The following is a 22737-nucleotide window of genomic DNA, read 5'->3' as shown; positions in this document are numbered from 1 at the left end:
TGAATTTACTGGCCTCTTCGCGAGCAAGCTCGCTCCCACAGTTGACCGAGCTCACTCACATCCCCTGTGGGAGCGAGCTTGCTCGCGAAGGCGTCCGCACAGGCAACACCTGAGCAATGCCCCACGCTAACTCGAGGACCAGGAAAACCAGCAATATCGAACTGGCGCCATGCAGCAAGGCATACGCCTGCCAAGCCGCAAACAGAAACCTGGCCACCGCGTCATACCGTCCATAAAGCGCCTGCGGATCGCGAATCCGCAGCACCGCCCACACGCACACCACCGAACCCAACAGATTCGCCATCAACAGATGCACAGGCTGAAACGCCGGCAGTTCGCCGGGCAAATTCAGCGCGGTCAAAAATCCATGCAAAACCGTAAAACTCCACGGCGTGGCAAACGCTGCCGTGACGATCAGGTCATACCAGGCGCTGCCACGCACCACATTGCGATACTGCGTTGAAGTCCACATCATCCTTGCTCCGGAAATTCAGGGAGCAAGCACGGTAAAGCCTGGAGTATGCTCCAGGGTCAATAGCCCTTTTGAGAGTCGCCATGCGCATCGGTGAATTAGCCCACGCCAGCGCCGTCAGCCGTGACACCCTGCGTTTCTATGAGCAGCGCGGGTTGATTGCGGCGCAGCGTAGTGCTAACGGTTACCGCGACTATCCGCCGGAGATGGTGCAACTGGTGCTCTATATCAAAACAGCACAGCGCCTGGGATTTACCCTCGGCGAGATCGGCGACAGTGTTGCGGCATTGTGGAACGCACCCGATCCGGACAACGCCGTGGCGCAACTTCTGCGCGACAAACTGCAACTGATCGAAACCCGCATGCGCGAGCTCGACGCGTTGCGTCAGGAGTTGCAACTTCGCCTCGGTCAGGCCTGTCCATTGAATCCATGATCCTCATTCATCAAGGAAGCCCATCATGTCTGCAAAAAACGCACTGATCATCGGCGCCTCCCGGGGCCTTGGCCTCGGTCTGGTGAAAACCCTGCTGGCCGACGGCTGGCAAGTCACCGCCACCGTGCGCAATCCTGCCAATGCTGAGGCGCTGCAAGCGCTGGGCACGGTGCGGATCGAGAAGCTCGACATGGACGACCAGCAAGCGGTCATTGCTCTGAGCCAACAGCTCAAGGGCGAAACCTTCGACCTGCTGTTCGTCAACGCCGGGGTCAAAGGCCCGGCCGATCAGACCCCGGGCGGCGCTACATTGGCCGAAGTCGGTCAGTTGTTCTTCACCAACGCGGTGGCGCCGATCAATCTGGCCCAGCGTTTTGCCGGGCAGATTCGTGACGGCAGCGGTGTGCTGGCGTTCATGAGTTCCGGGCTGGGCAGCGTGACGGTGCCGGACGCGCCGGAGCTGGCGCTGTATAAGGCGAGCAAGGCTGCGCTGAATTCGATGACCAACAGTTTTGTCACGCAACTGGGTGAGCAGAAGATGACGGTGTTGTCGCTGCATCCGGGTTGGGTGAAGACCGATATGGGTGGTGAAGGGGCTGACCTTGATGTGGAAACCAGCACCCGTGGGTTGGTCGATCAGGTGAATGCGTACACCGGCAAGGGCGGGCATCACTTCATCAACTACAAGGGCGAAACCATCCCCTGGTAATTGATGATCCCCCTGTAGGAGCTGCCGAAGGCTGCGATCTTTTGATCTAAAAAAAAATCAAAAGATCGCAGCCTTCGGCAGCTCCTACAGGGGTTGTGTATTTTGGTGATGTTGTCCTGTCGGATTGGGCTTGCCCGCTGCAACAATTTGTTTGAAACTGCGCACCTCGTCCACGCGGCGACCCTGGATCAGCAGACAGGGCATCACTGAGCTGGCAACCCTGAACCCCATTTTCAGAGGAGCCGGCAACATGCCCGCGACCCGTACCTGGTTAAAAAATCCCCTCGCCATTTTCACTTCCAACGAGCTCGATGCCCGTGGCGGTCTTGTCGTGCAAGACGGTGTCATCGTCGAAGTGCTTGCCGCCGGTCAGCAGCCATCGGCGCCGTGCAATGAAGTGTTCGATGCCCGCGAGCATGTGATCCTGCCGGGCCTGATCAACACCCACCATCATTTCTATCAAACCCTGACTCGCGCCTGGGCGCCGGTGGTCAATCAGCCGTTGTTCCCGTGGCTGAAAACCCTTTACCCGGTGTGGGCGCGCCTGACACCTGAGAAGCTCGCGCTCGCCACCAAAGTAGCGTTAGCTGAATTGCTGCTGTCGGGCTGCACCACCGCGGCCGACCATCACTACCTGTTCCCGGACGGTCTGGAAAATGCCATCGACGTGCAAGTCGAAAGCGTCCGCGAACTGGGCATGCGCGCCATGCTCACTCGGGGTTCGATGAGCCTCGGCGAGAAGGACGGCGGCCTGCCGCCGCAGCAGACCGTGCAGGAAGGTCAGGTGATTCTCGACGACAGTCAGCGCCTGATTCACGAGTACCACGAGCGTGGCGATGGCGCGCAGATCCAGATCGCGCTGGCGCCGTGCTCGCCGTTCTCGGTGACCCCGGAAATCATGTCGGCCAGCGCCGAACTGGCGAACAAGCTCGACGTGCGTCTGCACACGCATCTGGCCGAAACCCTCGACGAAGAAGATTTCTGCCTGCAGCGCTTCGGCCTGCGCACCGTCGATTACCTGGACAGCGTCGGCTGGCTCGGCCCGCGCACCTGGCTGGCCCATGGCATCCATTTCAACCCGGACGAAATCGCCCGCCTCGGTCAGGCTGGCACCGGCATCTGCCATTGCCCGAGTTCGAACATGCGTCTGGCCTCCGGGATCTGCCCGAGTATCGATCTGACTGATGCCGGTGCGCTGTTTGGTCTGGGCGTGGATGGTTCGGCGTCCAACGATGCCTCGAACATGATTCTCGAAGCGCGTCAGGCGTTGTACATCCAGCGTCTGCGTTACGGCGCCGAGAAGATCACCCCGGAGCGCGTGCTGGGCTGGGCGACCAAGGGTTCGGCGAGCTTGTTGGGCCGTACCGATATTGGTGAGATTGCCGTGGGCAAGCAGGCGGATCTGGCATTGTTCAAGCTCGATGAGCTGCGTTTCTCCGGTAGTCATGATCCGGTTTCGGCGCTGTTGTTGTGCGGCGCGGATCGGGCGGATCGGGTGATGATTGGCGGCAAGTGGCGCGTGGTGGATGGTCAGGTTGAAGGGCTGGATCTGAAAGGCCTGATCGCCGATCACAGCCAGGCGGCTCGCCAGTTGATCGCCGGTACCTGATACACCGCCGTTCAAAACTGTGGGAGCGAGCCTGCTCGCGAAGCGGGAATGTCAGACAACATGTTTGTTGAATGACACACCGCTTTCGCGAGCAGGCTCGCTCCCACATTGGTTTCTGTCAGCCTCAAAGGCCCAGCAGGGACAGCATGATGAAGGTCGCAAACAATACGAAGTGGGTCATGCCCTCAATGGCATTGGTCTCACCATCATTTAGGTTGATCGCACTGACGATCAGCGTGATGAAGATCATCACCGTCTGCACCGGCGTCATCGCCATCTGAAACGGCTGGCCGGTGTACAGGGCCATTGCTTCCATCACCGGCACCGTCAGAATCACCGTCGACAGTGACGCGCCCATCGCAATGTTCACCACCGACTGCATACGGTTGGCCAACGCTGCACGCAACGCGGTCAAAATTTCCGGCGCCGCGGAAATCGCCGCGACCAGAATCGCCGTGATCACCGGCGGTGCGCCCGTGCCTTCCAGGCCCAGATCGAGGGTCTTCGACATCACTTCGGCCAGTGCGCCGATCACCACAATGCCAAACACCAGAATGCCGATCGACAGGCCGATGCTCGATGCTTTCTCCTGCGCGTCCTGCGGTTCTTTCTTACGGCGTTTATCCGGGTAGCTGTAGCTGAAAAAGTAACTGTGCGGGCCGACCTGCATGCGCAGAAACAGCGCGTACAGCACCACCATCGCACCGATGGTGAACGCCGAATAAATCTTCCAGTTGGCCTCGGGAATAAATTCCGGCACTACCATCGACACGCCCATGGCGGTGAGGATCATCACGCTGTAGCTGCGCGCGGAATCGTCGTTGTAGGACTGTTCGCCGTGCTTGATCCCGCCCATCAGCGCGGCGAGGCCAAGGATGCCGTTGATGTCGAGCATCACTGCCGAATAGATCGTGTCGCGCACCAACGTGGGCGACGCTTCGTTGCTCATCATGATTGCCAGAATCACCACTTCGACGAGAACGGCGGCGAGGGTCAGGATCATGGTGCCGTAAGGGTCGCCAACTTTTTCCGCGAGCAATTCGGCGTGATGAGCGACGCGCATCGAGGCGGCGACGATGAAGGCGATCAGCACCAGACCGCCGATCAACGCGACGATCTGGCCGCTGTGCAGCATCCAGTGTTCCAACGGATAGGCGACGCACGCGGCGATGACGGCCAGGAGCAGAAAGCTTTCTTGCTTGAGGATGGTGAGCATGGCGGGCCTTTTGCCGAAGAGTGCGAATGAGCTACTGACTGCGGAGCGGCGCTAACGTTTCGTTACACCTTAGCGCACCAACCGATAGCAGCTGATTTCAGGCATGCACTTTTATTGGCCTCGCCGGCCCGTTCGCGAGCAAGCTCACTCCCACAGGTGACCGCATTTCAATGTGGAAGCGAGCTTGCTCGCGAAGGCCGTGCCTCGGTTTCGGCAGGGTTTGTTGTCCTTTTGGTCAGCAATTTGCATTGGCCCTGACCACACACAACAAAACGGAGCTCCAATTCATGCAAATACGTCCGCTGCACAAACTGCTGTGCGCCGCCCTCGGTCTGGGGATCAGCCTGAGCGCCAGCGCTGCCGATCCGCTGAAGGTCGGTTTCGTCTACATCGGCCCGATCGGTGACCACGGCTGGACGTATCAGCATGAACAGGGGCGCAAGGCTCTCGCAGAAAAACTCGGTACGCAGATCACCACCAACTACGTCGAGAACGTCGCTGAAGGCGCCGACGCCGAGCGGGTCATCCGCAACATGGCCAAGGACAACTACGACCTGATTTTCACCACCTCCTTCGGCTACATGAACCCGACATTGAAGGTCGCCAAGCAATTTCCCAAGGTAACCTTCGAACACGCCACCGGCTACAAGCAAGACAAGAACCTCGGCACCTACCTGGCGCGCACCTACGAGGGGCGCTACGTCGGCGGTTTCCTCGCGGCGAAGATGACCAAGACCAAGAAGATCGGTTACGTCGCTTCGTTCCCGATCCCCGAGGTGATCCGCGATATCAACTCGATTCAACTGGCCTTGAACAAGTACAACCCAGGCACCGAGATCAAAGTGGTGTGGGTCAACTCGTGGTTCGACCCGGGCAAGGAAGCCGATGCGGCCAACGCGCTGATCGATCAGGGCGTCGACGTGGTGTTCCAGCACACCGACAGCCCGGCGCCGATTCAGGCCGCCGAACGTCGTGGCGTGTACGCGGTAGGTTATGCCTCGGACATGGCGCATTTCGGGCCGAAAGCGGTGCTGACCTCGATCGTCAACGACTGGGCCCCGCACTATATTCAAGCGACGCAAAGCGTGATCGACCACACGTGGAAATCGCAGGATTACTGGGGTGGGTTGAAGGAAGGCACGGTTGAACTGCCGATCAGCGATCTGGTGCCGGCGCCGGTGAAAGCCGAGGCCGAGCAGATCATTGCCGATATCAAGAGCGGTGCGTTCCAGCCGTTTACCGGGCCGATCAAGGATCAGGCCGGTGTCGAGAAAATCCCGGCGGGCGTGAGTGCGACGAATGCGGAACTGGCGTCGATGAACTATTACGTGGAAGGCATGAAAGCTGAGATGCCGAAGTAATCCCCCGATTCACCACACAAAACCCTGTGGGAGCGAGCCTGCTCGCGAAAGCGGTGTGTCATTAAACAAAAATGTTGTCTGACACTCCCTCTTCGCGAGCAGGCTCGCTCCCACATTGGAAACACAGCGTATTCAAGGATTGTGTATGGATCAGCTTCCGATCATCGACATCAGCCCGCTCTATAGCGACGACGAAAACGCCTGGCCTGCCGTGGCAAAACAGATCGACCTGGCCTGCCGCGAATGGGGTTTCTTCTACATCAAGGGTCACCCGATTTCAGCGCAGCGCATCGACGCGGTGCTTGATCAGACTCAGCGTTTCTTTGCTCTGCCCGCAGCGGAAAAACTCAAAATCGACATCACCCAGACCCGCCACCATCGCGGCTACGGCGCCATCGCCACCGAGCAACTCGATCCGAGCAAACCCAGCGACCTGAAAGAAACCTTCGACATGGGCCTGCACCTGCCGGCCAACCATCCTGACGTGCTCGCCGAAAAACCGTTACGCGGTCCGAACCGTCATCCCGCGCAAGCAGGATGGGCTGAATTGATGGAACAGCATTACCTCGACATGCAAACCCTCGCGCAAACCTTGCTGCGGGCGATGACTATCGCGCTGAACATCGAACGTGACTTCTTCGACAGCCGCTTCGCTGATCCGGTCAGCGTCCTGCGCATGATCCACTACCCACCGCGCCACACCGCCAGCTCCGCCGAGCAGCAAGGCGCCGGCGCGCACACCGATTACGGCTGCATCACCCTGCTCTATCAGGACAGCGCCGGCGGCCTGCAAGTGAAGAACGTCAAAGGTGAATGGATCGATGCCCCACCGATCGACGGCACCTTCGTGGTCAACCTCGGCGACATGATGGCGCGCTGGAGCAACGACCGTTATCGCTCGACCCCGCACCGGGTGATCAGCCCGCTCGGGGTAGATCGCTATTCGATGCCGTTCTTTGCCGAGCCACACCCTGACACGCGCATCGAATGCCTGCCCGGTTGTCAGGACGCACAGCATCCGGCGAAATATCCGACCACCACCTGCGCCGAATTCCTGCTGTCGCGCTTCGCCGATACCTACGCCTATCGCCGCGAACAGGAAGCGGTGTGATGGATCGCTTGGTCAGGTTTTGCCAATTGTTTCGGCGAGCATCTGTAGAATGCCGCCATTGCACCTGATGAGAAAAGAATATGTACGACTGGCTCAACGCCTTGCCCAAGGCTGAACTGCACCTGCACCTGGAAGGCTCGCTTGAGCCCGAGCTGCTGTTCGCCCTGGCCGAGCGCAACAAGATCGCCCTGCCGTGGAACGATGTCGAAACCCTGCGCAAGGCTTATGCCTTCAACAATCTGCAGGAGTTCCTCGACCTGTATTACCAGGGCGCCGACGTGCTGCGCACCTCGCAGGATTTCTATGACCTGACCTGGGCCTACCTGCTGCGCTGCAAAGCACAGAACGTGATTCACACCGAACCGTTCTTCGATCCGCAGACCCACACCGACCGCGGCATCCCGTTCGAAGTGGTACTCAACGGCATCGCAGCCGCATTGAAGGATGGCGAGCAGCAACTGGGCATCACCAGCGGTTTGATCCTCAGCTTCCTGCGCCACCTCAGCGAAGAAGAAGCCGAGAAAACTCTGGACCAGGCACTGCCATTCCGTGACGCGTTTGTCGCGGTCGGCCTCGACAGTTCCGAGATGGGCCACCCGCCGAGCAAGTTTCAGCGCGTGTTCGATCGTGCCCGTCACGAAGGCTTCCTGACCGTTGCCCACGCTGGCGAAGAAGGCCCGCCAGAGTACATCTGGGAAGCCATCGACCTGCTGAAAATCCAGCGTATCGACCATGGCGTGCGCGCTATCGAAGACGAGCGTTTGATGCAGCGGATCATCGACGAGCAGATCCCGCTGACCGTGTGCCCGCTGTCGAACACCAAGCTTTGCGTGTTCGATCACATGTCGCAGCACAACATTCTCGACATGCTTGAGCGTGGCGTGAAGGTCACGGTGAACTCCGATGACCCGGCGTACTTCGGTGGTTACGTAACCGAGAATTTCTACGCGCTGCATGAACATTTGGGCATGACCCAGGATCAGGCCAAGCGCCTGGCGCAGAACAGCCTGGATGCGCGCCTGGTAAAACCCTAAGCAACACCGAAGTACCCATGTGGGAGCGAGCCTGCTCGCGAAGAGGGAGTGTCAGTTAACATTTTCGTTTAATGACACTCCGCTTTCGCGAGCAGGTTCGCTCCCACAGTGGGTTCTTTGTTCAGCCTGGGATTTGGGTTTCAGTCAGTTCCTCCAGGGTTTTCCCGCGCGTCTCCATCCCGAACAACCACACCACCCCCGCCGCTATCGCGAAACACGCTGCCCCCAGCGCGAACACCCCGCCCTGCCCGGTAATCGGGAACACCAGCCCCGTCACTAATGGCCCGAGCAGCGAGCCAACCCGGCCAATCGCCGAGGCGAAGCCCGAACCGGTTGCCCGCGCCGACGTTGGATAGAGCTCCGGCGTATAGGTGTAGAGCACCGCCCACATGCCGAACAGGAAAAACTGCATCAACAGTCCGGTGCCGATCAGCAGCGCAACGTTGCCGCCGAACACCGCGCTCTGCCCATAGAGAAACGCCATCACCCCGCCGCCGAGCAACGTGACGATGCACACCGGTTTGCGCCCCCAGCGCTCGACCAGCCATGCAGCCATCAAAAATCCTGGAATCCCGCCAAGGGAAATCAGCACCGTGTAATACACCGACTGCGTCACGGCAAAACCCGACTGTTGCAGCAACGCGCTGAGCCACGACGTCAGACCATAAAATCCCAGCAGCGCGAAAAACCACAAGCTCCAGATCATCGTCGTACGCTGACGGTATTGCGGCGACCAGATCTGCTTGAGCGCCGCGAAGAAATTGCCCGGCGGCGTCACGGTACGCGGCAATCGAATCGGTTCCGGCAACGCGACACCGCCGAGCGACGAACGCACCCGCGCCTCGATGCCGTTCAGCACCTTGTCTGCCGCCTCATGCTTTCCAGCCTGCTCCAGCCAGCGCGGTGACTCGGGAATGAAAAAGCGGATCGCCAGCACAAACACCGCCGGCACCGCCAACACCAGGAAGATGTCGCGCCAGCCAATCAACGGCAGCAGAAAGTAAGACAGCACGCCGGCCGCCACGAAACCCAGCGGCCAGAAGCCATCCATCAACGCGATGTAACGACCCCGGCGTTGCGCCGGAATCAGCTCGGACAGCATCGACTGGGCGATCGGAAATTCCATGCCCATGCCAATCCCCAGCAAGATGCGGAACAGCGTCAGCGTCTCGACCGTTTGCGCCGTCGAACACAGGTAGCTGGCCACGCCCCACAGCACGATGCTCCACTGAAACACCGGTTTGCGCCCGAAACGATCGGCGAGCATGCCGGACAGCGACGCCCCCAGCACCATGCCGAAGAAGCTCGAACTGGCGAGCAGACCCGCTTGCGCGCTGCTCAGACCGAACTCGGCTTTGATTGAGCCGAGCAGGAACGTCATCATCGCCAGGTCCATGGAGTCGAAGAAAAACGCCAGGGCGATGATGATGAAAATGATCCGGTGATAACCGCTGATCGGCAGTCGCTCCAAGCGTTCTGCCGCGCTGTAGCCATGTGTGTCCATGCCGCCTCCCCCATCCGAAATATCCCCGGATCGAGTGTGCGCGATAGCGTTTCGGCGTTCGTGCTGGATGCGACATGTTCGCAGTCGTGGACGACGCCAGAAGCACCGGTGCTTCCCAGGCGTCGAATGTGCGGTGCTCTACAACGCCATTTCCAGCTCGGCTTCCTTGGCGAAGCGATGCAGCTCCCGTTGGCCGATAGCCGTCAATTGCAAGGCCCGAGAGTCGTTGGGCAGGGTCAGCCAGCCGGACTGCATGAACAACTGCAGCAACGCCGCGCCGAGTGAGCCACCCATGTGCGGGCGACGCTCGCTCCAGTCCGGACAAGCGCACGCCACTTGCACATTGCGATGGGCCAGCGCCTGGATGAACACACCGCGGCCGGCCAGCAATTTCGCCCCCTTGAGAGTTACCACGACGCGTTGTTCAAGTTGTTCGATCCAGCCGGCATCCAGCAGCCGCTGGTACAGATCGGCGGCCAGTGTACCGCCCAGGTGGTCATCGCAAAAACGCGCGCGCAGCAGCGAGGACGGTGCAGTTTGCGGCTTGGCCATCGGAGTGGTGCGCTTGAACACCTCGGGAATGTCCCGTGGAGCACTGGCGATAGTGGCGCTGGCCAATGCTTCTATCGCAGCACCGACTTCCGGTGCCGAGAGACGGAAAAACCGTTTGCGACCACGGACTTCGACCTTCAACAGACCACCCGTGGATAGCCGCGCCAGATGCGCGCTGGCCGACGATGGCGACAGCCCTGTCAGTAGCGCAAGCTCCTCGGTTTGCCGGGCCGAGCCATCCATCAACGCCCACATCATCGCGCTGCGCTTGGGGTCGGCCAGCAACGTGGCGATCTGGCTGATGCAAGGTGCATGTTCCATGTGTTCACTCCCTGTTGAATCGTATCGTCTACTGCTCGGAGACATCTTGGCCGGTAATGAGTCATCGGCCAAGACGCGAAAATCGCCATGAACCGGGGCGAGGCAAGCTACTGACGCAGCCTGCTCCGGCACAGAACCCGCAGCAGTTGCGCGACCGTCACTCGAAGACTGGCGACGCGGTGCGAGGGTCTCCGGGCCGGGGTGTCGGTGCTGGCGTGAGGCGGGCGCTAGTATAAGCGGGTTAGCTGCCGCGTCCCGCGCCGGGGCCTGCACAGGTGGTGATTGTTCCTGACAGAAATTTCTCTATTTACCTGCGACTAATGATCATCTTTGGGAAAAACGGGAAATTGACTACTCAAATCAGCGCATCGGCTGGCGAGCATTTCCCTCAGAAGGTTCACCGGCTTACTCAATTGGGCGCGATGGGCGCACAACAGATTCAGCGGTGCGCGCTCACAGAGCAGCTCCGGCAACAGCACTTTGAGCCTGCCGGCGAGCACATCGGCGCCGACGTCCAGCCACGATTTGTAGGCAATCCCGGCACCGGCCACCGCCCACAGGCGCACGACGTCAGCGTCGTCGCTGAAACGGTCACCGCTGACGGTCAGACCGACTTCACGTTTGCCGTCGTGAAAACTCCAATGGTCATGCACCCGGCTGCCGAGCATGTACAGCAGGCAGTTGTGCTGAGCCAGCTGTTCGAGCTGGCGCGGTTCGCCGTGCCGGGCCAGATACGCCGGGGAAGCGCACAGCACGCGGCGGTTGTGCGGGGCGATGGGTAAGGCGACCAGGCTTGAGTCTTCCGGCTCGCCATAGCGCAAGGCGATGTCCACTGGCTGGCGGAACAGATCGGCGATGCGGTCGCCGAGCAGCAAGCGCACGGTCAGTTTCGGGTGCTCACGCTGGAACTCATCGAGCCACGGCAGCAACAGGTTACGGCCGAAGTCCGAAGGCGCCGACAACTGCAAGACCCCGCTGACCTGATCCTGGCCACTGGCGAGCAAACGCCGGCCTTCATCAAGATTACTCAGCGCCGCCCGCGCGTATTCGAGAAAGCCTTCGCCCTCGGCGGTCAGGCGCAGGCTGCGGGTCGAACGCGCCAGCAAGCGTGCGCCCAATTGCTGTTCGATCCGCTTCAATGCCGCGCTGGCCACGGCGGCAGACATGTCCATCACCCGCGCCGCCGCCGACAGACTGCCCAGATCCGCTGCCCGGACAAACAACTGCAAGTCATCGAAACGCAACATGGTCAGCCTCGATTATCAAAAAAATATTGAAAGAGACTGCTCTTTTAGCCGGTTTTATCTCGCAGAGAAATAGCCAATCATCTCTCCATCGAATTCATCCCGCTTCTCTGGAGCCGAGCATGTCCCAGCCATTCACCGCCATCGCCACCCTGATCGCCAAACCCGGCCAGCAGGATCGTCTCGAACAGGGCCTGCGCGCACTGGTTGAACCGAGCCGCGCCGAAGACGGTTGCAGCCAATACGATTTGCACCGCGACCTCGCCGACCCGCAGGTGTTTTATGTGATCGAACACTGGGCCAGCGAAGCGATTCTGGAGGCGCACAACGCCAGTGCGCACTTTCGGCACTTCCAGGCCAGCGCCGGCGACACCATCGAACACTTCCAGCTCAAGCGCCTCGGCGCGATTGCCTGATTCCTTCTTCTATACCTGTACGGAGCCACTCATGAAAGCCATCGCCTACTACGCCTCTCTGCCGATCAGCGACGCTCAATCCCTGCAAGACATCGAGCTGCCAGAACCGGTCGCCGGCCCGCGCGACCTGCTGGTGGAAGTCAAAGCCATTTCGGTGAATCCGGTCGACACCAAAGTGCGGCAGAACGTGGCGCCGGAAAACGGTGCAGCGAAAGTATTGGGCTGGGACGTTGCCGGTGTGGTCAAGGCAGTCGGCAGCGAAGTGACATTGTTCAAGGCTGGCGACAAAGTCTTCTACGCCGGCTCCATCGCCCGTGCCGGCGGCAATAGCGAGCTGCACGTAGTGGATGAACGCATCGTCGGCCACATGCCCAAGTCGCTCGGTTTCGCCGAAGCCGCCGCGCTGCCGCTGACCGCGATCACCGCGTGGGAGCTGTTGTTCGAACGTCTGCAAATTCGCGAGGGCAAAACCGATCAAGGCCAAAGCCTGCTGGTCGTCGGCGCGGCGGGGGGGGTGGGTTCGATCCTCACTCAGTTGGCGAAACGGTTGACCGGTCTGAAAGTGATCGGCACCGCGTCTCGCGAACAGACTTGCGACTGGGTAAAAGAACTGGGCGCCGACCTGGTGATCGATCACAGCCAGCCACTGAGCGAAGAGCTGAAGCGCGCCGGGATCGACAGCGTGACTCACGTCGCCAGCCTGACCCAGACCGATCAACATCTGGATCAATTGGTCGAAGCGCTGACGCCGCAAGGCAAACTGGCGCTGATCGATGATCCGAAGTCGCTCGACGTGAGCAAACTCAAACGCAAGAGCCTGTCACTGCACTGGGAGTTCATGTACACCCGTTCGCTGTTCGAGACGCCGGACATGATCGAACAGCACAAACTGCTCAACCGCGTGGCCGAGCTGATTGATGCCGGGACGTTGAAGACTACGGTGGGTGAGCATTTCGGCACGATCAATGCGAGCAACCTGCGCCGCGCCCATGAGTTGCTGGAAAGTGGCAAAGCCAAGGGAAAAATTGTGTTGGAAGGTTTCTGAGTTCGAAAAATCGAAGCCCTCGGCAGCTCCCACAGGGGCTGCCGAGGGCTTTTTGCCGTCAGTCAGATGATTGACCGTTGTCACAATTGCGATCGTATTCAGGACTACAATCGAAGCCTCTGCGATACATCTTTTACGCAAGGGAGGTCAGCAATGAAGATCCTGATAAAAGAAGTGGCAAAGTCTCAATGGCAGGTTCGTCTGGACCAACACGCCGTGACATTCCGCAGTGAAGCCGAAGCTTTGGCCTTCACCCGCACCCTCGAAGCGCGAATTTGCGCACCCCACCAGATTCCCGACCGTAGCCAGCAGCGCGCTGCCGGCTGAGGATTCACGCCTCAGCCTGAGCTTGCGCCAGCGCCCGCGCGTTCTGCAGACGCCGGGTGAGCATTGCCACGCACACTACCAGCACACCGCAAATACTGATGACGATTGCCATCGGTACAGCCGTGCCGTCGTGCAACACGCCCACCAGCGCTGAAGCGCCAGCGGCGACGCTGAACTGCATGCAACCGAGCAACGCCGAAGCACTGCCGGCACGCCCGCCCTGCCCGTTCATCGCGCAAGCTGCGGCATTGGGGCTGATGCAGCCGAGGCTGGAAACACAGATGAACAGCGGAATCAGCAGCGGCCACAAGGATTCGGTGTGCAGGGCGCTGACCGCGAGCAGCGTCAGCCCCGCCGCCAGATAAACCCAAACCGCACGTGCCAGCAGGAATGCCGGGCCACGCTTGGCCAACAAGCGCGCATTGACCTGCGCCACCAGAATGAACCCCGCCGCATTGGTGCCGAACAGCCAGCCGAAATGCTCGGCAGGCACGCCATACAGCTTGATGAAGATAAACGGTGAGCCCGCGATGTAGGCAAACATCCCGGCGATGGCGATGCCGCCGGTCAGGGCATGACCGAGGTAAACCCGATCCTTGAGCAAGCGTCCGTACTGGCGCAATGCGCCGGACAACGGCTGGCGCGGCATGTGCGCGGGCATACTTTCCGGCAGCCCCAGGGCCACGGCCAATCCTGCCAAGGCACTGAACCCGGTCAGCACCAAAAAGATCGACTGCCAGCCTGTGGTGTTGACCAGCAGGCCACCGAGCATCGGCGCCAGAATCGGCGCCAGGCCCATCACCAGCATCAATTGCGAGAAGACCTTCGCCGAGCCGACCGCGTCGCATTTGTCGCTGACCACCGCCCGGGAAATCACCATCCCCGCGCAACCGCCCAACGCCTGGACAAAACGCGCACCGATCAGCCATTCGAGGTTCGGCGCATAGGCGCAGGCCAGCGATGCCAAGGTGAACAGCGTGAGCCCCACGAGCAGCGGAATACGCCGGCCAAAGCGATCCGCCACGGGGCCGTAAAGCAGTTGGCCAATCGACAATCCGGCGAAATACGCCGCCAGCGTCATCTGTACATGTTTCTCGTCGGTGCCGAACGCCAGCGCCATAGAGGGAAATGCGGGTAAATAGAAGTCGATCGCCAAGGGCCCGAAGGCGGTCAAGGCACCGAGGATCAGAATGGTACGGAAGTTCATCAGGCATCCAGGTTGGCAAGTCGGCAGCCCGACAGTCTAGCCGCGCCCGGACGCCTTGAACATTCCGATAGCTCGCTAACTATAAAACTTCAGACGAGTTTCACCGCGTAGCCTTCTTCGCTGATCGCCTCGATGACCTGATCGCTGGTCAACGCGCTCTCGACGCCCACCTCTTTCGCCGCCAGATCGACCCGCACGCTGGCCGCCGGATCCTTGGCCTGCAGAGCGTTGGTGATGGCTTTGACGCAATGGCCGCAGGACATGCCTTGAACGTTGAACACTTGCATGGAATAACTCCTTTGAGTGAGATTGCCGCCAGTTTCGAGCTTGCCACGATGGCAAGGTCAAGTTCTTCAATAAACTGCCGGGCTGGCAATCGGCGCCGCGCTCGGCCAAGCTGCGTACATCAATGACTCGATTCAGGAGATTCAGCCATGCGCTGGTCAGCTTTCAGCCTGTTTGGCTTTCTCAGCCTCTTTGCCGCCGTCCCTCAAGTGCAAGCCGCTGGCGAGGATTACGGCGTTCTGATCATCTCCCGTGAGCGTCTGGAAGTGGCAACCTCCTGCGAGATCGGTGTGTATATCCAGGATCAGCTGTCGGCACGCCTGTTTCAGGAACAGAGCACATCTTTCAACTTGCCACCTGGCACTGTTTCGCTACGTCTGAAACTACTGCCGGGGCAAGTACCGGGTTGTAATCCGGGCGTGCTCGCACCGGGTTCACAGGAAATAAAACTGCAGGCGGGCGATGTGCAGAAGTACCGGATCGCGATGACACAGGAAGGCATGTACCTGAAGCGCGCCGATCTCGGCTATTAAGCAAATCCAGACCTGTGGGAGCGAGCCTGCTCGCGAATACGGTGTGTCATTCAGCGATGATGTTGACTGACCCACCGCTTTCGCGAGCAGGCTCGCTCCCACAGTTGCTTTTGCGGCGAGTCAAAGAATGGCGCTTGACCTTGCCCGCATGGCAAGGTTGATCCTTGTAGGCATCTACTACAGGGAGTACGACCGATGTCCGATTCCATCACGTTCGATCTGCCGATTGCCGGCATGACCTGCGCCAGTTGCGCCGGCCGTGTCGAGCGGGCGTTGAGCAAAGTCAGCGGTGCCAGTGCCGTCAGCGTCAATCTCGCCACCGAGCAGGCCCGTGTGCAGGCACCCGGCGGCAGTTTGCCGGCCTTGATGGACGCAGTTGAGCGCGCCGGTTACAGCGTCCCGCAGCAAACCATCGAACTGAATATCGAGGGCATGACCTGCGCCTCCTGCGTCGGTCGCGTCGAGCGCGCCCTGAACAAAGTCCCCGGGGTGAAAAGCGTCAGCGTCAACCTGGCCAACGAACGCGCCCACCTCGAATTGCTCGGTCAGGTCGATCCGCAAAACCTGATCGAAGCCGTCACCAAGGCTGGTTATTCGGCCAGCGTCTGGCAAGCCGAGCACCCACAAACCGATAACCAACAACAGCGCCTGAAACATGAACGCTGGGCACTGATCTGCGCGATCGCCCTGGCGCTGCCGCTGGTGGCGCCGATGTTGCTGCAACCGTTTGGCATCCACTGGATGCTCCCGGCCTGGGCGCAATTTGCCCTCGCCACGCCGGTGCAGTTTGTTTTCGGTGCACGTTTCTATGTCGCCGCGTGGAAAGCCGTGCGTGCGGGAGCGGGCAACATGGACTTGCTGGTCGCCCTCGGCACCAGTGCTGGTTACGGCTTGAGTCTCTATGAATGGGCCACCGCTGCCGGGCGTATGCCGCATCTGTATTTCGAAGCGTCGGCGGTGGTCATCGCCTTGGTGCTGCTCGGCAAATATCTGGAGAGTCGCGCCAAACGCCAGACCGCCAGCGCCATCCGCGCCCTTGAAGCGTTGCGTCCGGAGCGGGCGATTCAAGTGATTGATGGCCGCGAACAGGAGGTCGCCATCAGCGCTCTGCGCCTCAACGATCTGGTGCTGGTCAAACCCGGCGAGCGTTTCCCGGTCGACGGCGAAGTCATCGAAGGCCAAAGTCATGCCGACGAAGCATTGATCAGTGGCGAAAGCTTGCCGGTGCCGAAACAACCGGGTGACAAAGTCACCGGCGGCGCGATCAATGGTGAGGGGCGCTTGCTGGTGCGCACTCAGGCGCTCGGTGCGGAAACCGTACTGGCGCGGATCATTCGTCTGGTCGAGGACGCTCAGGCCGCCAAGGCGCCGATCCAGAAACTGGTGGATAAAGTCAGCCAGATCTTTGTGCCAACCGTGTTGCTGATTGCCTTGGCGACACTGATCGGCTGGTGGCTCTACGGCGCGCCAATGGAAACCGCATTGATCAATGCCGTCGCTGTTTTGGTCATCGCCTGCCCGTGCGCGCTGGGCCTTGCCACGCCGACGGCGATCATGGCCGGCACCGGCGTGGCCGCGCGTCATGGCATTCTGATCAAGGACGCGGAAGCACTGGAACGCGCTCATGAAGTCAGCAGCGTGGTGTTCGACAAGACCGGTACGCTGACCTCCGGCACGCCGCGTATCGCCCATTTCAGTGCAGTGGATGGTGATGAAAACTCGTTGCTGACACTGGCCGGTGCGCTGCAACGCGGCAGCGAACACCCGTTGGCCAAAGCGGTGCTCGATGCCGCAGCGGAACGAGGACTGCACGTACCGGATGTCAGCGACAGTCAGTCGCTCACCGGTCGCGGCATCGCCGGCAATCTCGACGGCCGGTGCCTGGCGCTGGGCAATCGCCGGTTGCTGGAGGAAAGCGCTTTGAGCGCCGGCAATCTGGGCGAATCCGCCCAAGCCTGGGAAGCCGAGGGCCGCACTCTGTCATGGTTGATCGAGCAAAGTCCGGAACCGAAAGTGCTCGGCTTGTTCGCCTTCGGTGACACCTTGAAACCCGGAGCGCTGGAAGCCGTGCAACAACTCGCTGCACGCGATATCCACAGCCATCTGCTGACCGGCGACAATCGCGGCAGCGCTCGCGTGGTCGCCGAGGCCTTGGGCATCAGCAATGTCCACGCCGAAGTGCTACCGGCGGACAAAGCCGCCACCGTCACCGAGCTGAAAAAAACCGGCGTGGTCGCCATGGTCGGTGACGGCATCAACGACGCCCCGGCCCTCGCCGCGGCCGACATCGGCATCGCCATGGGCGGCGGCACTGACGTGGCCATGCACGCGGCGGGCATCACATTGATGCGCGGCGATCCACGGCTGGTGCCGGCGGCACTGGAGATCAGTCGCAAGACTTATGCGAAGATCCGCCAGAACCTGTTCTGGGCCTTCGTCTACAACCTGATCGGCATTCCGCTGGCGGCGTTCGGCTTCCTCAACCCGGTACTGGCCGGTGCGGCCATGGCGCTGTCGAGCGTCAGCGTGGTGAGCAATGCGCTACTGTTGAAAACCTGGAAACCCAAGGATCTGGAGGAACACCGATGAACATCGGCCAAGCGGCCAGACACAGTGGCCTGAGCGCAAAAATGATCCGTTATTACGAGTCGATTGGCCTGCTCAAGGCGGCCCATCGCACCGACAGCGGTTACCGGGTCTACGGCGACGACGACCTGCACACGCTGGCATTCATCAAGCGCTCGCGGGACTTGGGCTTTTCGCTGGAAGAGGTCGGCAAGCTGCTGACCCTCTGGCAGGATCGCCAGCGCGCCAGCGCCGATGTCAAAGCCTTGGCCCGTCAGCACATCGACGAGTTGAACCAGAAGATCCGCGAACTCGGCGAACTGCGCGACACCCTGCAAGACCTGGTCGAGCACTGCAACGGAGACCATCGCCCCGACTGCCCGATCCTCAAGGAACTGGCGTCGGGCTGCTGCGCGCAACCCGCCCGCGCTTGAGCGCCAACAGCTTTACCGTGAGCAATGTGCCGAGGGGAATGCCGTGGAACAGCATGACCACGGCACCTGGCGTCCACCAGGCGTAGAACGGCGCGGCGATCAGCATGCCGATGCCGAACCCGGTCATTTGCAGCAAAGTCAGCACGCTGAAAATCGGCAGGCGTAACTGCTCGGGTTCGCGTTGCAGGCGCGACATCAGCCCGACTTCTGAAAAACCATCACCGAGCCCCGCCGGCAAGGAAAACAGCAGCAGACCGTAGAGGTTGTGCTGTTGGAACATCAGGATAAAGCCGCAGGACATCAGCGCCACACCGAAGAAAAACCGCCGCTCGAGGTTGATGTTGTCCGAGCCTTTGAGACGGCTGGCGATTCGCGCGCCCAGCAGTTTGCCGCTGGCCCACACCGCCAGCATCAGGCCCAGTGTGGTGCTCGCCGACTCCGGCGTGAGCAGTTTGGAAATGATCGGAAAGCCGACGTTGTGCGCGGCGCTGCCCAAGGTGTCGGCCATCGTCACCGCAAGCATCGCGGCAATCACCGGTGCCGAACGCAGGCCTTGCTTGAGTGCGGTCCATTCCCCGCGTTCGGGTGCTGCGTTGACTGTTGCGGGTTCGAAACGCAGCGGCACAATCAATAACGCTGCCAGCAAATAGGTCAGTGCATTCAGGGCGAACACTGTTTCAAAACCAAAACCCGCGACCAGCAAACCTGAAACCAGACTGCCGCCGACCATGGCCGCTGAAGACGCCGAAGTGATCCAGGCGTTGGCCTTGAGCAATTGCTCGGCGGGGATCAGACGCGGCAATTGACTGTTGAGGCCGATAGCGAACATCGAATTGCCCAGACCCAGACCGAAAGCGATCACGGGCAGCAACAAGGCTTGCTGGCTGACGGGCACGATCAACAGCAAACCGAGCACGCTGGCGCGCAGCAGATCGAACGCGATCAACGGCGCGCGTCCGCTGCAACGGCGGTAAAACGCAGTGCCAATCAGGCTGGCAAAGATCCCCCCGCCCACGCGACTGGCGAGGAAGATCCCGACGCTCATGGCGCTGTTGCTCAGCAGGTAGACGTAGGTGGCCAGCGCGACCATGTTGAGGAAGGCGCCGAAATCGGAGATCAGGCGGGCGGTGACGATCAGGTGGGTGTTGCGCGGGGTGGTCACATTCAGTCCTTGAGTGTGGTTGGGGCGGTGGACAGTAGACGTGAAATTGCGTTGATCCGAAAGAGGCCCTCACCCTAACCCTCTCCCAGGGGGAGAGGGGACTGATTGGGGGATGCTGTGGAGATACGCCGACCTGAACGTGCTGTATCGAATCCATAATCAACGCGGTAGCCCATTCCATAATCGACCCGGTGTTTCAGGTCGATGTATGACGCAAGGCACCTCGGTCGGCCCCCTCTCCCTCTGGGCGGTCCGACGTTTCGGGAGGGCTGGGCGGGCGGCGTTCCGATGAGGGTGCATTTCGAAACCAAACAAAAAAACCCGGCCGAAGCCGGGTTTCTCATCAAGCGCTCACTGCATCCACGGTGGCGGTGGTGGTTCGTCGGACTTGCCTTTCGGCTCGTCGTCCGCCGCGCGGATGGCCTGCTTGCGTTCCTCGTCGAGGCGCGCCGCTTCGATCTCGCGCAGAACTCCGCCAACATCGGCCAGGTCCTCCGGATCATCGAACTCACCGGTCAGCACACTGGCCGGGTGCAAGGTGCCCGCTTCGTAAAGCGCCCACATTTCCTTGGCGTACTTGGTCTTCTTCAACTCCGGCGCAAAGCGACCGAAGTACGAAGCCATGTTGCCGACATCCCGCTCCAGCATGCTGAACGCGTGGTTGTTGCCGGCAGCATCGACGGCTTGCGGCAGGTCAATGATGACCGGGCCGGTCGGCGTCAGCAGCACGTTGAACTCCGAGAGGTCACCGTGCACCAGACCGGTACACAACATCAGCACAATCTGCGAAATCAGGAACGCGTGATACTCGCGCGCCTGATCCGGCTCCAGCACCACGTCATTGAGACGCGGCGCGGCATCGCCGAATTCGTCGGCCACCAGCTCCATCAACAGTACACCGTCGAGGAAGTCATACGGTTTTGGCACCCGCACCCCGGCGCCGGCCAGACGGAACAGCGCCGCCACCTCGGCGTTCTGCCAGGCATCTTCGGTCTCTTTGCGACCGAACTTGGAGCCTTTCGCCATCGCCCGAGCCTGTCGGCTGTTGCGAACCTTGCGGCCTTCCTGATACTCGGCCGCCTGGCGGAAACTGCGTTTGTTCGCCTCCTTGTAGACCTTTGCGCAACGTAACTGATTGCCGCAGCGCACCACATAAACAGCTGCTTCTTTACCACTCATCAGTGGGCGCAGCACTTCGTCGACCAGACCGTCCTCGATCAGGGGTTCAATGCGTTTTGGAGTCTTCATCAGCTTTTATTGTGGGTCCTTTATTACCAAACACGCGAATGTCACTCGTTATACGGCAATCCTCGCACAACGGGGAGGGGTTGCCGACCTGTGAACCTGTGAATGCACACACTGTGCCGAAAAAATCGACCGCTGCGAATCATAGCTGAGCCGCCCTTGAATGTTGGTATCGGCCGTTGAGGGCATTTGCGACAGAATCTGACATCTGCGGTTTTAGCCCTTTACCCTCACCCCAGCCCTCTCCCGGAGGGAGAGGGAGCCGAGGTGTCTGGCGTTATACATCGACCTTACATACCGCGTCGATTATGGATTGGGCTAACGATCTGACTGAAACACCGTCGATTATGGATTCGGTGAAGCACGTTCAGGTCGGCGTATCTCTCAAACATCCCCCAATCAGTCCCCTCTCCCCCCGGGAGAGGGTTAGGGTGAGGGGCTCTTCTAACGTTCGATGATGGCGGTAACGCCTTGGCCGCCCGCGGCGCAAATCGAAATCAGGCCCCGGCCCTTGCCCGCCGCATCCAGCAGTTTCGCCAAATTAGCGACGATACGCCCGCCAGTCGCGGCAAACGGATGCCCGGCCGCCAGCGAACTGCCCTTCACATTGAGTCGGCTGCGATCTATCGAGCCTAGCGGTGCGTCGAGGCCCAGTCGGGTTTTGCAGTATTCCGGATCTTCCCAGGCTTTCAACGTACACAGCACCTGCGCGGCGAATGCCTCATGTATTTCGTAATAGTCGAAATCCTGCAAGGTCAGCCCATTGCGCGCCAGCAACCGTGGCACGGCGTAGACCGGCGCCATCAGCAGCCCTTCGGCGCCGTTGACGAAATCCACTGCCGCCGCTTCGCCATCGCGCAGATACGCGAGAATTGGCAAACCCCGTTCCTTCGCCCATTCCTCACTGCCGAGCAATACCACCGACGCGCCATCGGTCAGCGGTGTGGAGTTGCCTGCCGTCAATGTGCCTTTTGCGCTTTTTTCGAAGGCCGGTTTCAGCGCCGCGAGTTTTTCCAGGGTCAGGTCCGGGCGCAGGTTGTTGTCGCGGGTCAGGCCAAGGAACGGCGTCATCAGGTCGTTGTGCCAGCCTTCGCTGTACGACGCGGCAAGTTTGTGATGGCTTTCGAGGGTCAATTGATCCTGCTCTTCACGCGGGATCTGCCAGGTCTGCGCCATCAATTCACAGTGCTCGCCCATCGACAGCCCAGTGCGTGGTTCACCGATGCGTGGGAAATCCGGAATCAGATGTTTGGGCCGCAGTTGCAGAAAGGTTTTCAGTTTGTCGCCGGTGGTCTTGGCGCGGTTGGCTTGCAGGAGGATTCTGCGCAGACCTTCGTTGACGCTGATCGGTGCGTCCGAGGTGGTGTCGACGCCACCAGCAATGCCGCAGTCGATCTGGCCTAGGGCGATCTTGTTCGCCACCAGGATCGCCGCTTCCAGCCCGGTGCCGCAGGCTTGCTGGATGTCGTAGGCGGGCGTAGCGGGTGACAGACGTGAGCCGAGCACGCATTCACGGGTCAGACTCATATCTCGTGACAATTTCAGCACCGCGCCTGCCACCACTTCGCCGATGTGCTGGCCGTGCAGGTTGTAGCGTTCGATCAGGCCTTCGAGGGCGGCGGTGAGCATCGCCTGATTGCTGGCCGTGGCGTACGGCCCGTTGGAACGGGCGAAGGGGATACGGTTACCGCCAATGATCGCGACGCGGCGCAGCTGACTCATGAATAACTCCTTGGATAAATTCGGGTTGAAACAATCCCTGTGGGAGCGAGCTTGCTCGCGAAGAGGGCGGCACATTCACCACTTTTACCGACTGATACGACGCCTTCGCGAGCAAGCTCGCTCCCACAAGGTCCGCGCATGTCTGCAAGACCTGCTAAACCTCAGTGTCTAGCGTAGGCCTTATTGCGTGAATCGAACGATTGATTGCCATCGACAGTCCACACTTTGA

General features: G+C 60.5%; 22 protein-coding genes. 12 read left to right on the top strand and 10 right to left on the bottom strand.

Annotated features, from left to right (window positions below; genetic code table 11):
* Positions 1-55: 55 nt before the first annotated feature.
* Positions 56-472, bottom strand: a complete 417-nt coding sequence (locus tag F8N44_RS27010; protein ID WP_150652456.1) for a hypothetical protein — start codon at positions 470-472, stop codon at positions 56-58.
* Between the two features lie 83 nt (positions 473-555).
* On the opposite strand from F8N44_RS27010, the gene F8N44_RS27005 reads away from it, so the two are divergent.
* The 3 genes from F8N44_RS27005 (at position 556) to F8N44_RS26990 (ending at position 3224) form a co-directional block, all read left to right on the top strand.
* A complete protein-coding gene (locus tag F8N44_RS27005; RefSeq protein ID WP_150652455.1) occupies positions 556-906 on the top strand; it encodes a MerR family transcriptional regulator in 351 nt (116 codons plus the stop codon).
* A 22-nt stretch (positions 907-928) separates the two neighbouring features.
* On the top strand, positions 929-1615 hold the full coding sequence (locus tag F8N44_RS27000) for an SDR family oxidoreductase (protein ID WP_150652454.1): 687 nt from the start codon (positions 929-931) through the stop codon (positions 1613-1615).
* Between the two features lie 250 nt (positions 1616-1865).
* A complete protein-coding gene (locus F8N44_RS26990; RefSeq protein ID WP_150652453.1) occupies positions 1866-3224 on the top strand; it encodes an 8-oxoguanine deaminase in 1359 nt (452 codons plus the stop codon).
* Between the two features lie 124 nt (positions 3225-3348).
* Here the strand turns inward: F8N44_RS26990 and F8N44_RS26980 are convergent, their stop codons facing one another.
* Positions 3349-4440 (bottom strand): calcium:proton antiporter, encoded by a 1092-nt coding sequence (locus F8N44_RS26980; protein ID WP_150652451.1) that lies wholly within the window; start codon positions 4438-4440, stop codon positions 3349-3351.
* A 287-nt stretch (positions 4441-4727) separates the two neighbouring features.
* Between F8N44_RS26980 and F8N44_RS26975 the strand changes: the two genes are divergently transcribed.
* The 3 genes from F8N44_RS26975 (at position 4728) to F8N44_RS26965 (ending at position 7946) form a co-directional block, all read left to right on the top strand.
* The gene (locus tag F8N44_RS26975; RefSeq protein WP_077570867.1) at positions 4728-5801 is read left to right on the top strand and encodes a BMP family ABC transporter substrate-binding protein; all 1074 of its coding nucleotides are present in this window, start codon (positions 4728-4730) and stop codon (positions 5799-5801) included.
* A 145-nt stretch (positions 5802-5946) separates the two neighbouring features.
* Positions 5947-6912 carry a 2-oxoglutarate and iron-dependent oxygenase domain-containing protein gene (locus F8N44_RS26970; RefSeq protein WP_150652450.1) on the top strand — a complete coding sequence of 322 codons (966 nt, stop codon included), beginning with the start codon at positions 5947-5949 and terminating at the stop codon, positions 6910-6912.
* Between the two features lie 80 nt (positions 6913-6992).
* Positions 6993-7946, top strand: coding sequence for an adenosine deaminase (locus tag F8N44_RS26965; RefSeq protein ID WP_008082147.1), 954 nt, complete (start codon positions 6993-6995; stop codon positions 7944-7946).
* Between the two features lie 121 nt (positions 7947-8067).
* Here the strand turns inward: F8N44_RS26965 and F8N44_RS26960 are convergent, their stop codons facing one another.
* From F8N44_RS26960 to F8N44_RS26950, 3 genes are all read right to left on the bottom strand, one after another.
* Positions 8068-9450 (bottom strand): MFS transporter, encoded by a 1383-nt coding sequence (locus F8N44_RS26960; protein ID WP_150652449.1) that lies wholly within the window; start codon positions 9448-9450, stop codon positions 8068-8070.
* A gap of 138 nt (positions 9451-9588) precedes the next feature.
* On the bottom strand, positions 9589-10323 hold the full coding sequence (locus tag F8N44_RS26955; protein WP_150652448.1) for an ArsR/SmtB family transcription factor: 735 nt from the start codon (positions 10321-10323) through the stop codon (positions 9589-9591).
* A gap of 317 nt (positions 10324-10640) precedes the next feature.
* Positions 10641-11570, bottom strand: coding sequence for a LysR family transcriptional regulator (locus F8N44_RS26950; protein ID WP_127925719.1), 930 nt, complete (start codon positions 11568-11570; stop codon positions 10641-10643).
* Positions 11571-11689: 119 nt separating this feature from the next.
* Here F8N44_RS26950 and F8N44_RS26945 point away from each other — a divergent pair, with 119 nt between their 5' ends.
* The 3 genes from F8N44_RS26945 (at position 11690) to F8N44_RS31435 (ending at position 13355) form a co-directional block, all read left to right on the top strand.
* Positions 11690-11983 (top strand): putative quinol monooxygenase, encoded by a 294-nt coding sequence (locus F8N44_RS26945; RefSeq protein ID WP_150652447.1) that lies wholly within the window; start codon positions 11690-11692, stop codon positions 11981-11983.
* A 31-nt stretch (positions 11984-12014) separates the two neighbouring features.
* On the top strand, positions 12015-13028 hold the full coding sequence (locus F8N44_RS26940; RefSeq protein WP_150652446.1) for a zinc-binding alcohol dehydrogenase family protein: 1014 nt from the start codon (positions 12015-12017) through the stop codon (positions 13026-13028).
* A gap of 153 nt (positions 13029-13181) precedes the next feature.
* Positions 13182-13355, top strand: coding sequence for a hypothetical protein (locus F8N44_RS31435; RefSeq protein ID WP_177431451.1), 174 nt, complete (start codon positions 13182-13184; stop codon positions 13353-13355).
* Positions 13356-13359: 4 nt separating this feature from the next.
* Here F8N44_RS31435 and F8N44_RS26935 read toward each other — a convergent pair whose 3' ends face one another.
* Both F8N44_RS26935 and F8N44_RS26930 read right to left on the bottom strand, forming a co-directional pair.
* The gene (locus tag F8N44_RS26935; RefSeq protein ID WP_150652445.1) at positions 13360-14562 is read right to left on the bottom strand and encodes a multidrug effflux MFS transporter; all 1203 of its coding nucleotides are present in this window, start codon (positions 14560-14562) and stop codon (positions 13360-13362) included.
* Positions 14563-14651: 89 nt separating this feature from the next.
* Positions 14652-14849, bottom strand: a complete 198-nt coding sequence (locus F8N44_RS26930) for a cation transporter (protein WP_150652444.1) — start codon at positions 14847-14849, stop codon at positions 14652-14654.
* 147 nt (positions 14850-14996) lie between these two features.
* Here F8N44_RS26930 and F8N44_RS26925 point away from each other — a divergent pair, with 147 nt between their 5' ends.
* The 3 genes from F8N44_RS26925 (at position 14997) to cueR (ending at position 18379) form a co-directional block, all read left to right on the top strand.
* Positions 14997-15380, top strand: a complete 384-nt coding sequence (locus F8N44_RS26925; protein WP_150652443.1) for a hypothetical protein — start codon at positions 14997-14999, stop codon at positions 15378-15380.
* Between the two features lie 195 nt (positions 15381-15575).
* Positions 15576-17969 (top strand): copper resistance metal-translocating P1-type ATPase CueA, encoded by a 2394-nt coding sequence (gene cueA / locus F8N44_RS26915; RefSeq protein ID WP_150652442.1) that lies wholly within the window; start codon positions 15576-15578, stop codon positions 17967-17969.
* Positions 17966-18379 carry a Cu(I)-responsive transcriptional regulator gene (gene cueR, locus F8N44_RS26910; RefSeq protein ID WP_025111722.1) on the top strand — a complete coding sequence of 138 codons (414 nt, stop codon included), beginning with the start codon at positions 17966-17968 and terminating at the stop codon, positions 18377-18379. The genes cueA and cueR overlap by 4 nt, the downstream gene beginning before the upstream one ends.
* Here cueR and F8N44_RS26905 read toward each other — a convergent pair.
* The 3 genes from F8N44_RS26905 to F8N44_RS26895 all read right to left on the bottom strand — a co-directional run bounded on the left by F8N44_RS26905 (position 18333) and on the right by F8N44_RS26895 (position 22508).
* Positions 18333-19541 (bottom strand): MFS transporter, encoded by a 1209-nt coding sequence (locus F8N44_RS26905; protein ID WP_150652441.1) that lies wholly within the window; start codon positions 19539-19541, stop codon positions 18333-18335. The two genes, cueR and F8N44_RS26905, sit on opposite strands and share 47 nt — an antisense overlap.
* Before the next feature lie 351 nt (positions 19542-19892).
* Positions 19893-20789: a PA4780 family RIO1-like protein kinase gene (locus tag F8N44_RS26900; RefSeq protein ID WP_007958482.1), complete on the bottom strand. Its 897-nt coding sequence runs from the start codon at positions 20787-20789 to the stop codon at positions 19893-19895.
* A 441-nt stretch (positions 20790-21230) separates the two neighbouring features.
* Entirely contained in the window at positions 21231-22508 is a 1278-nt protein-coding gene (locus F8N44_RS26895) for an acetyl-CoA C-acetyltransferase (RefSeq protein ID WP_150652440.1), read from the bottom strand.
* Between the last annotated feature and the right edge of the window lie 229 nt (positions 22509-22737).

The sequence above is a fragment of the Pseudomonas fluorescens genome (genome assembly GCF_902497745.1).
Lineage (GTDB): Bacteria > Pseudomonadota > Gammaproteobacteria > Pseudomonadales > Pseudomonadaceae > Aquipseudomonas > Aquipseudomonas fluorescens_BM.
Note: the sequence above shows the minus strand (reverse complement) of the source record. Positions and strands in the feature narration are given on the sequence as shown.

What these genes read in the sequence shown, in the direction of transcription:
- F8N44_RS27010 (WP_150652456.1), bottom strand. Translation starts at nt 472, where the DNA reads ATGTGGACTTCAACGCAGTATCGCAATGTGGTGCGTGGCAGCGCCTGG.
- F8N44_RS27005 (WP_150652455.1), top strand. Translation starts at nt 556, where the DNA reads ATGCGCATCGGTGAATTAGCCCACGCCAGCGCCGTCAGCCGTGACACC.
- F8N44_RS26990 (WP_150652453.1), top strand. Translation starts at nt 1,866, where the DNA reads ATGCCCGCGACCCGTACCTGGTTAAAAAATCCCCTCGCCATTTTCACT.
- F8N44_RS26980 (WP_150652451.1), bottom strand. Translation starts at nt 4,440, where the DNA reads ATGCTCACCATCCTCAAGCAAGAAAGCTTTCTGCTCCTGGCCGTCATC.
- F8N44_RS26975 (WP_077570867.1), top strand. Translation starts at nt 4,728, where the DNA reads ATGCAAATACGTCCGCTGCACAAACTGCTGTGCGCCGCCCTCGGTCTG.
- F8N44_RS26970 (WP_150652450.1), top strand. Translation starts at nt 5,947, where the DNA reads ATGGATCAGCTTCCGATCATCGACATCAGCCCGCTCTATAGCGACGAC.
- F8N44_RS26965 (WP_008082147.1), top strand. Translation starts at nt 6,993, where the DNA reads ATGTACGACTGGCTCAACGCCTTGCCCAAGGCTGAACTGCACCTGCAC.
- F8N44_RS26960 (WP_150652449.1), bottom strand. Translation starts at nt 9,450, where the DNA reads ATGGACACACATGGCTACAGCGCGGCAGAACGCTTGGAGCGACTGCCG.
- F8N44_RS26955 (WP_150652448.1), bottom strand. Translation starts at nt 10,323, where the DNA reads ATGGAACATGCACCTTGCATCAGCCAGATCGCCACGTTGCTGGCCGAC.
- F8N44_RS26950 (WP_127925719.1), bottom strand. Translation starts at nt 11,570, where the DNA reads ATGTTGCGTTTCGATGACTTGCAGTTGTTTGTCCGGGCAGCGGATCTG.
- F8N44_RS26945 (WP_150652447.1), top strand. Translation starts at nt 11,690, where the DNA reads ATGTCCCAGCCATTCACCGCCATCGCCACCCTGATCGCCAAACCCGGC.
- F8N44_RS26940 (WP_150652446.1), top strand. Translation starts at nt 12,015, where the DNA reads ATGAAAGCCATCGCCTACTACGCCTCTCTGCCGATCAGCGACGCTCAA.
- F8N44_RS31435 (WP_177431451.1), top strand. Translation starts at nt 13,182, where the DNA reads ATGAAGATCCTGATAAAAGAAGTGGCAAAGTCTCAATGGCAGGTTCGT.
- F8N44_RS26935 (WP_150652445.1), bottom strand. Translation starts at nt 14,562, where the DNA reads ATGAACTTCCGTACCATTCTGATCCTCGGTGCCTTGACCGCCTTCGGG.
- F8N44_RS26930 (WP_150652444.1), bottom strand. Translation starts at nt 14,849, where the DNA reads ATGCAAGTGTTCAACGTTCAAGGCATGTCCTGCGGCCATTGCGTCAAA.
- F8N44_RS26925 (WP_150652443.1), top strand. Translation starts at nt 14,997, where the DNA reads ATGCGCTGGTCAGCTTTCAGCCTGTTTGGCTTTCTCAGCCTCTTTGCC.
- cueA (WP_150652442.1), top strand. Translation starts at nt 15,576, where the DNA reads ATGTCCGATTCCATCACGTTCGATCTGCCGATTGCCGGCATGACCTGC.
- cueR (WP_025111722.1), top strand. Translation starts at nt 17,966, where the DNA reads ATGAACATCGGCCAAGCGGCCAGACACAGTGGCCTGAGCGCAAAAATG.
- F8N44_RS26900 (WP_007958482.1), bottom strand. Translation starts at nt 20,789, where the DNA reads ATGAAGACTCCAAAACGCATTGAACCCCTGATCGAGGACGGTCTGGTC.
- F8N44_RS26895 (WP_150652440.1), bottom strand. Translation starts at nt 22,508, where the DNA reads ATGAGTCAGCTGCGCCGCGTCGCGATCATTGGCGGTAACCGTATCCCC.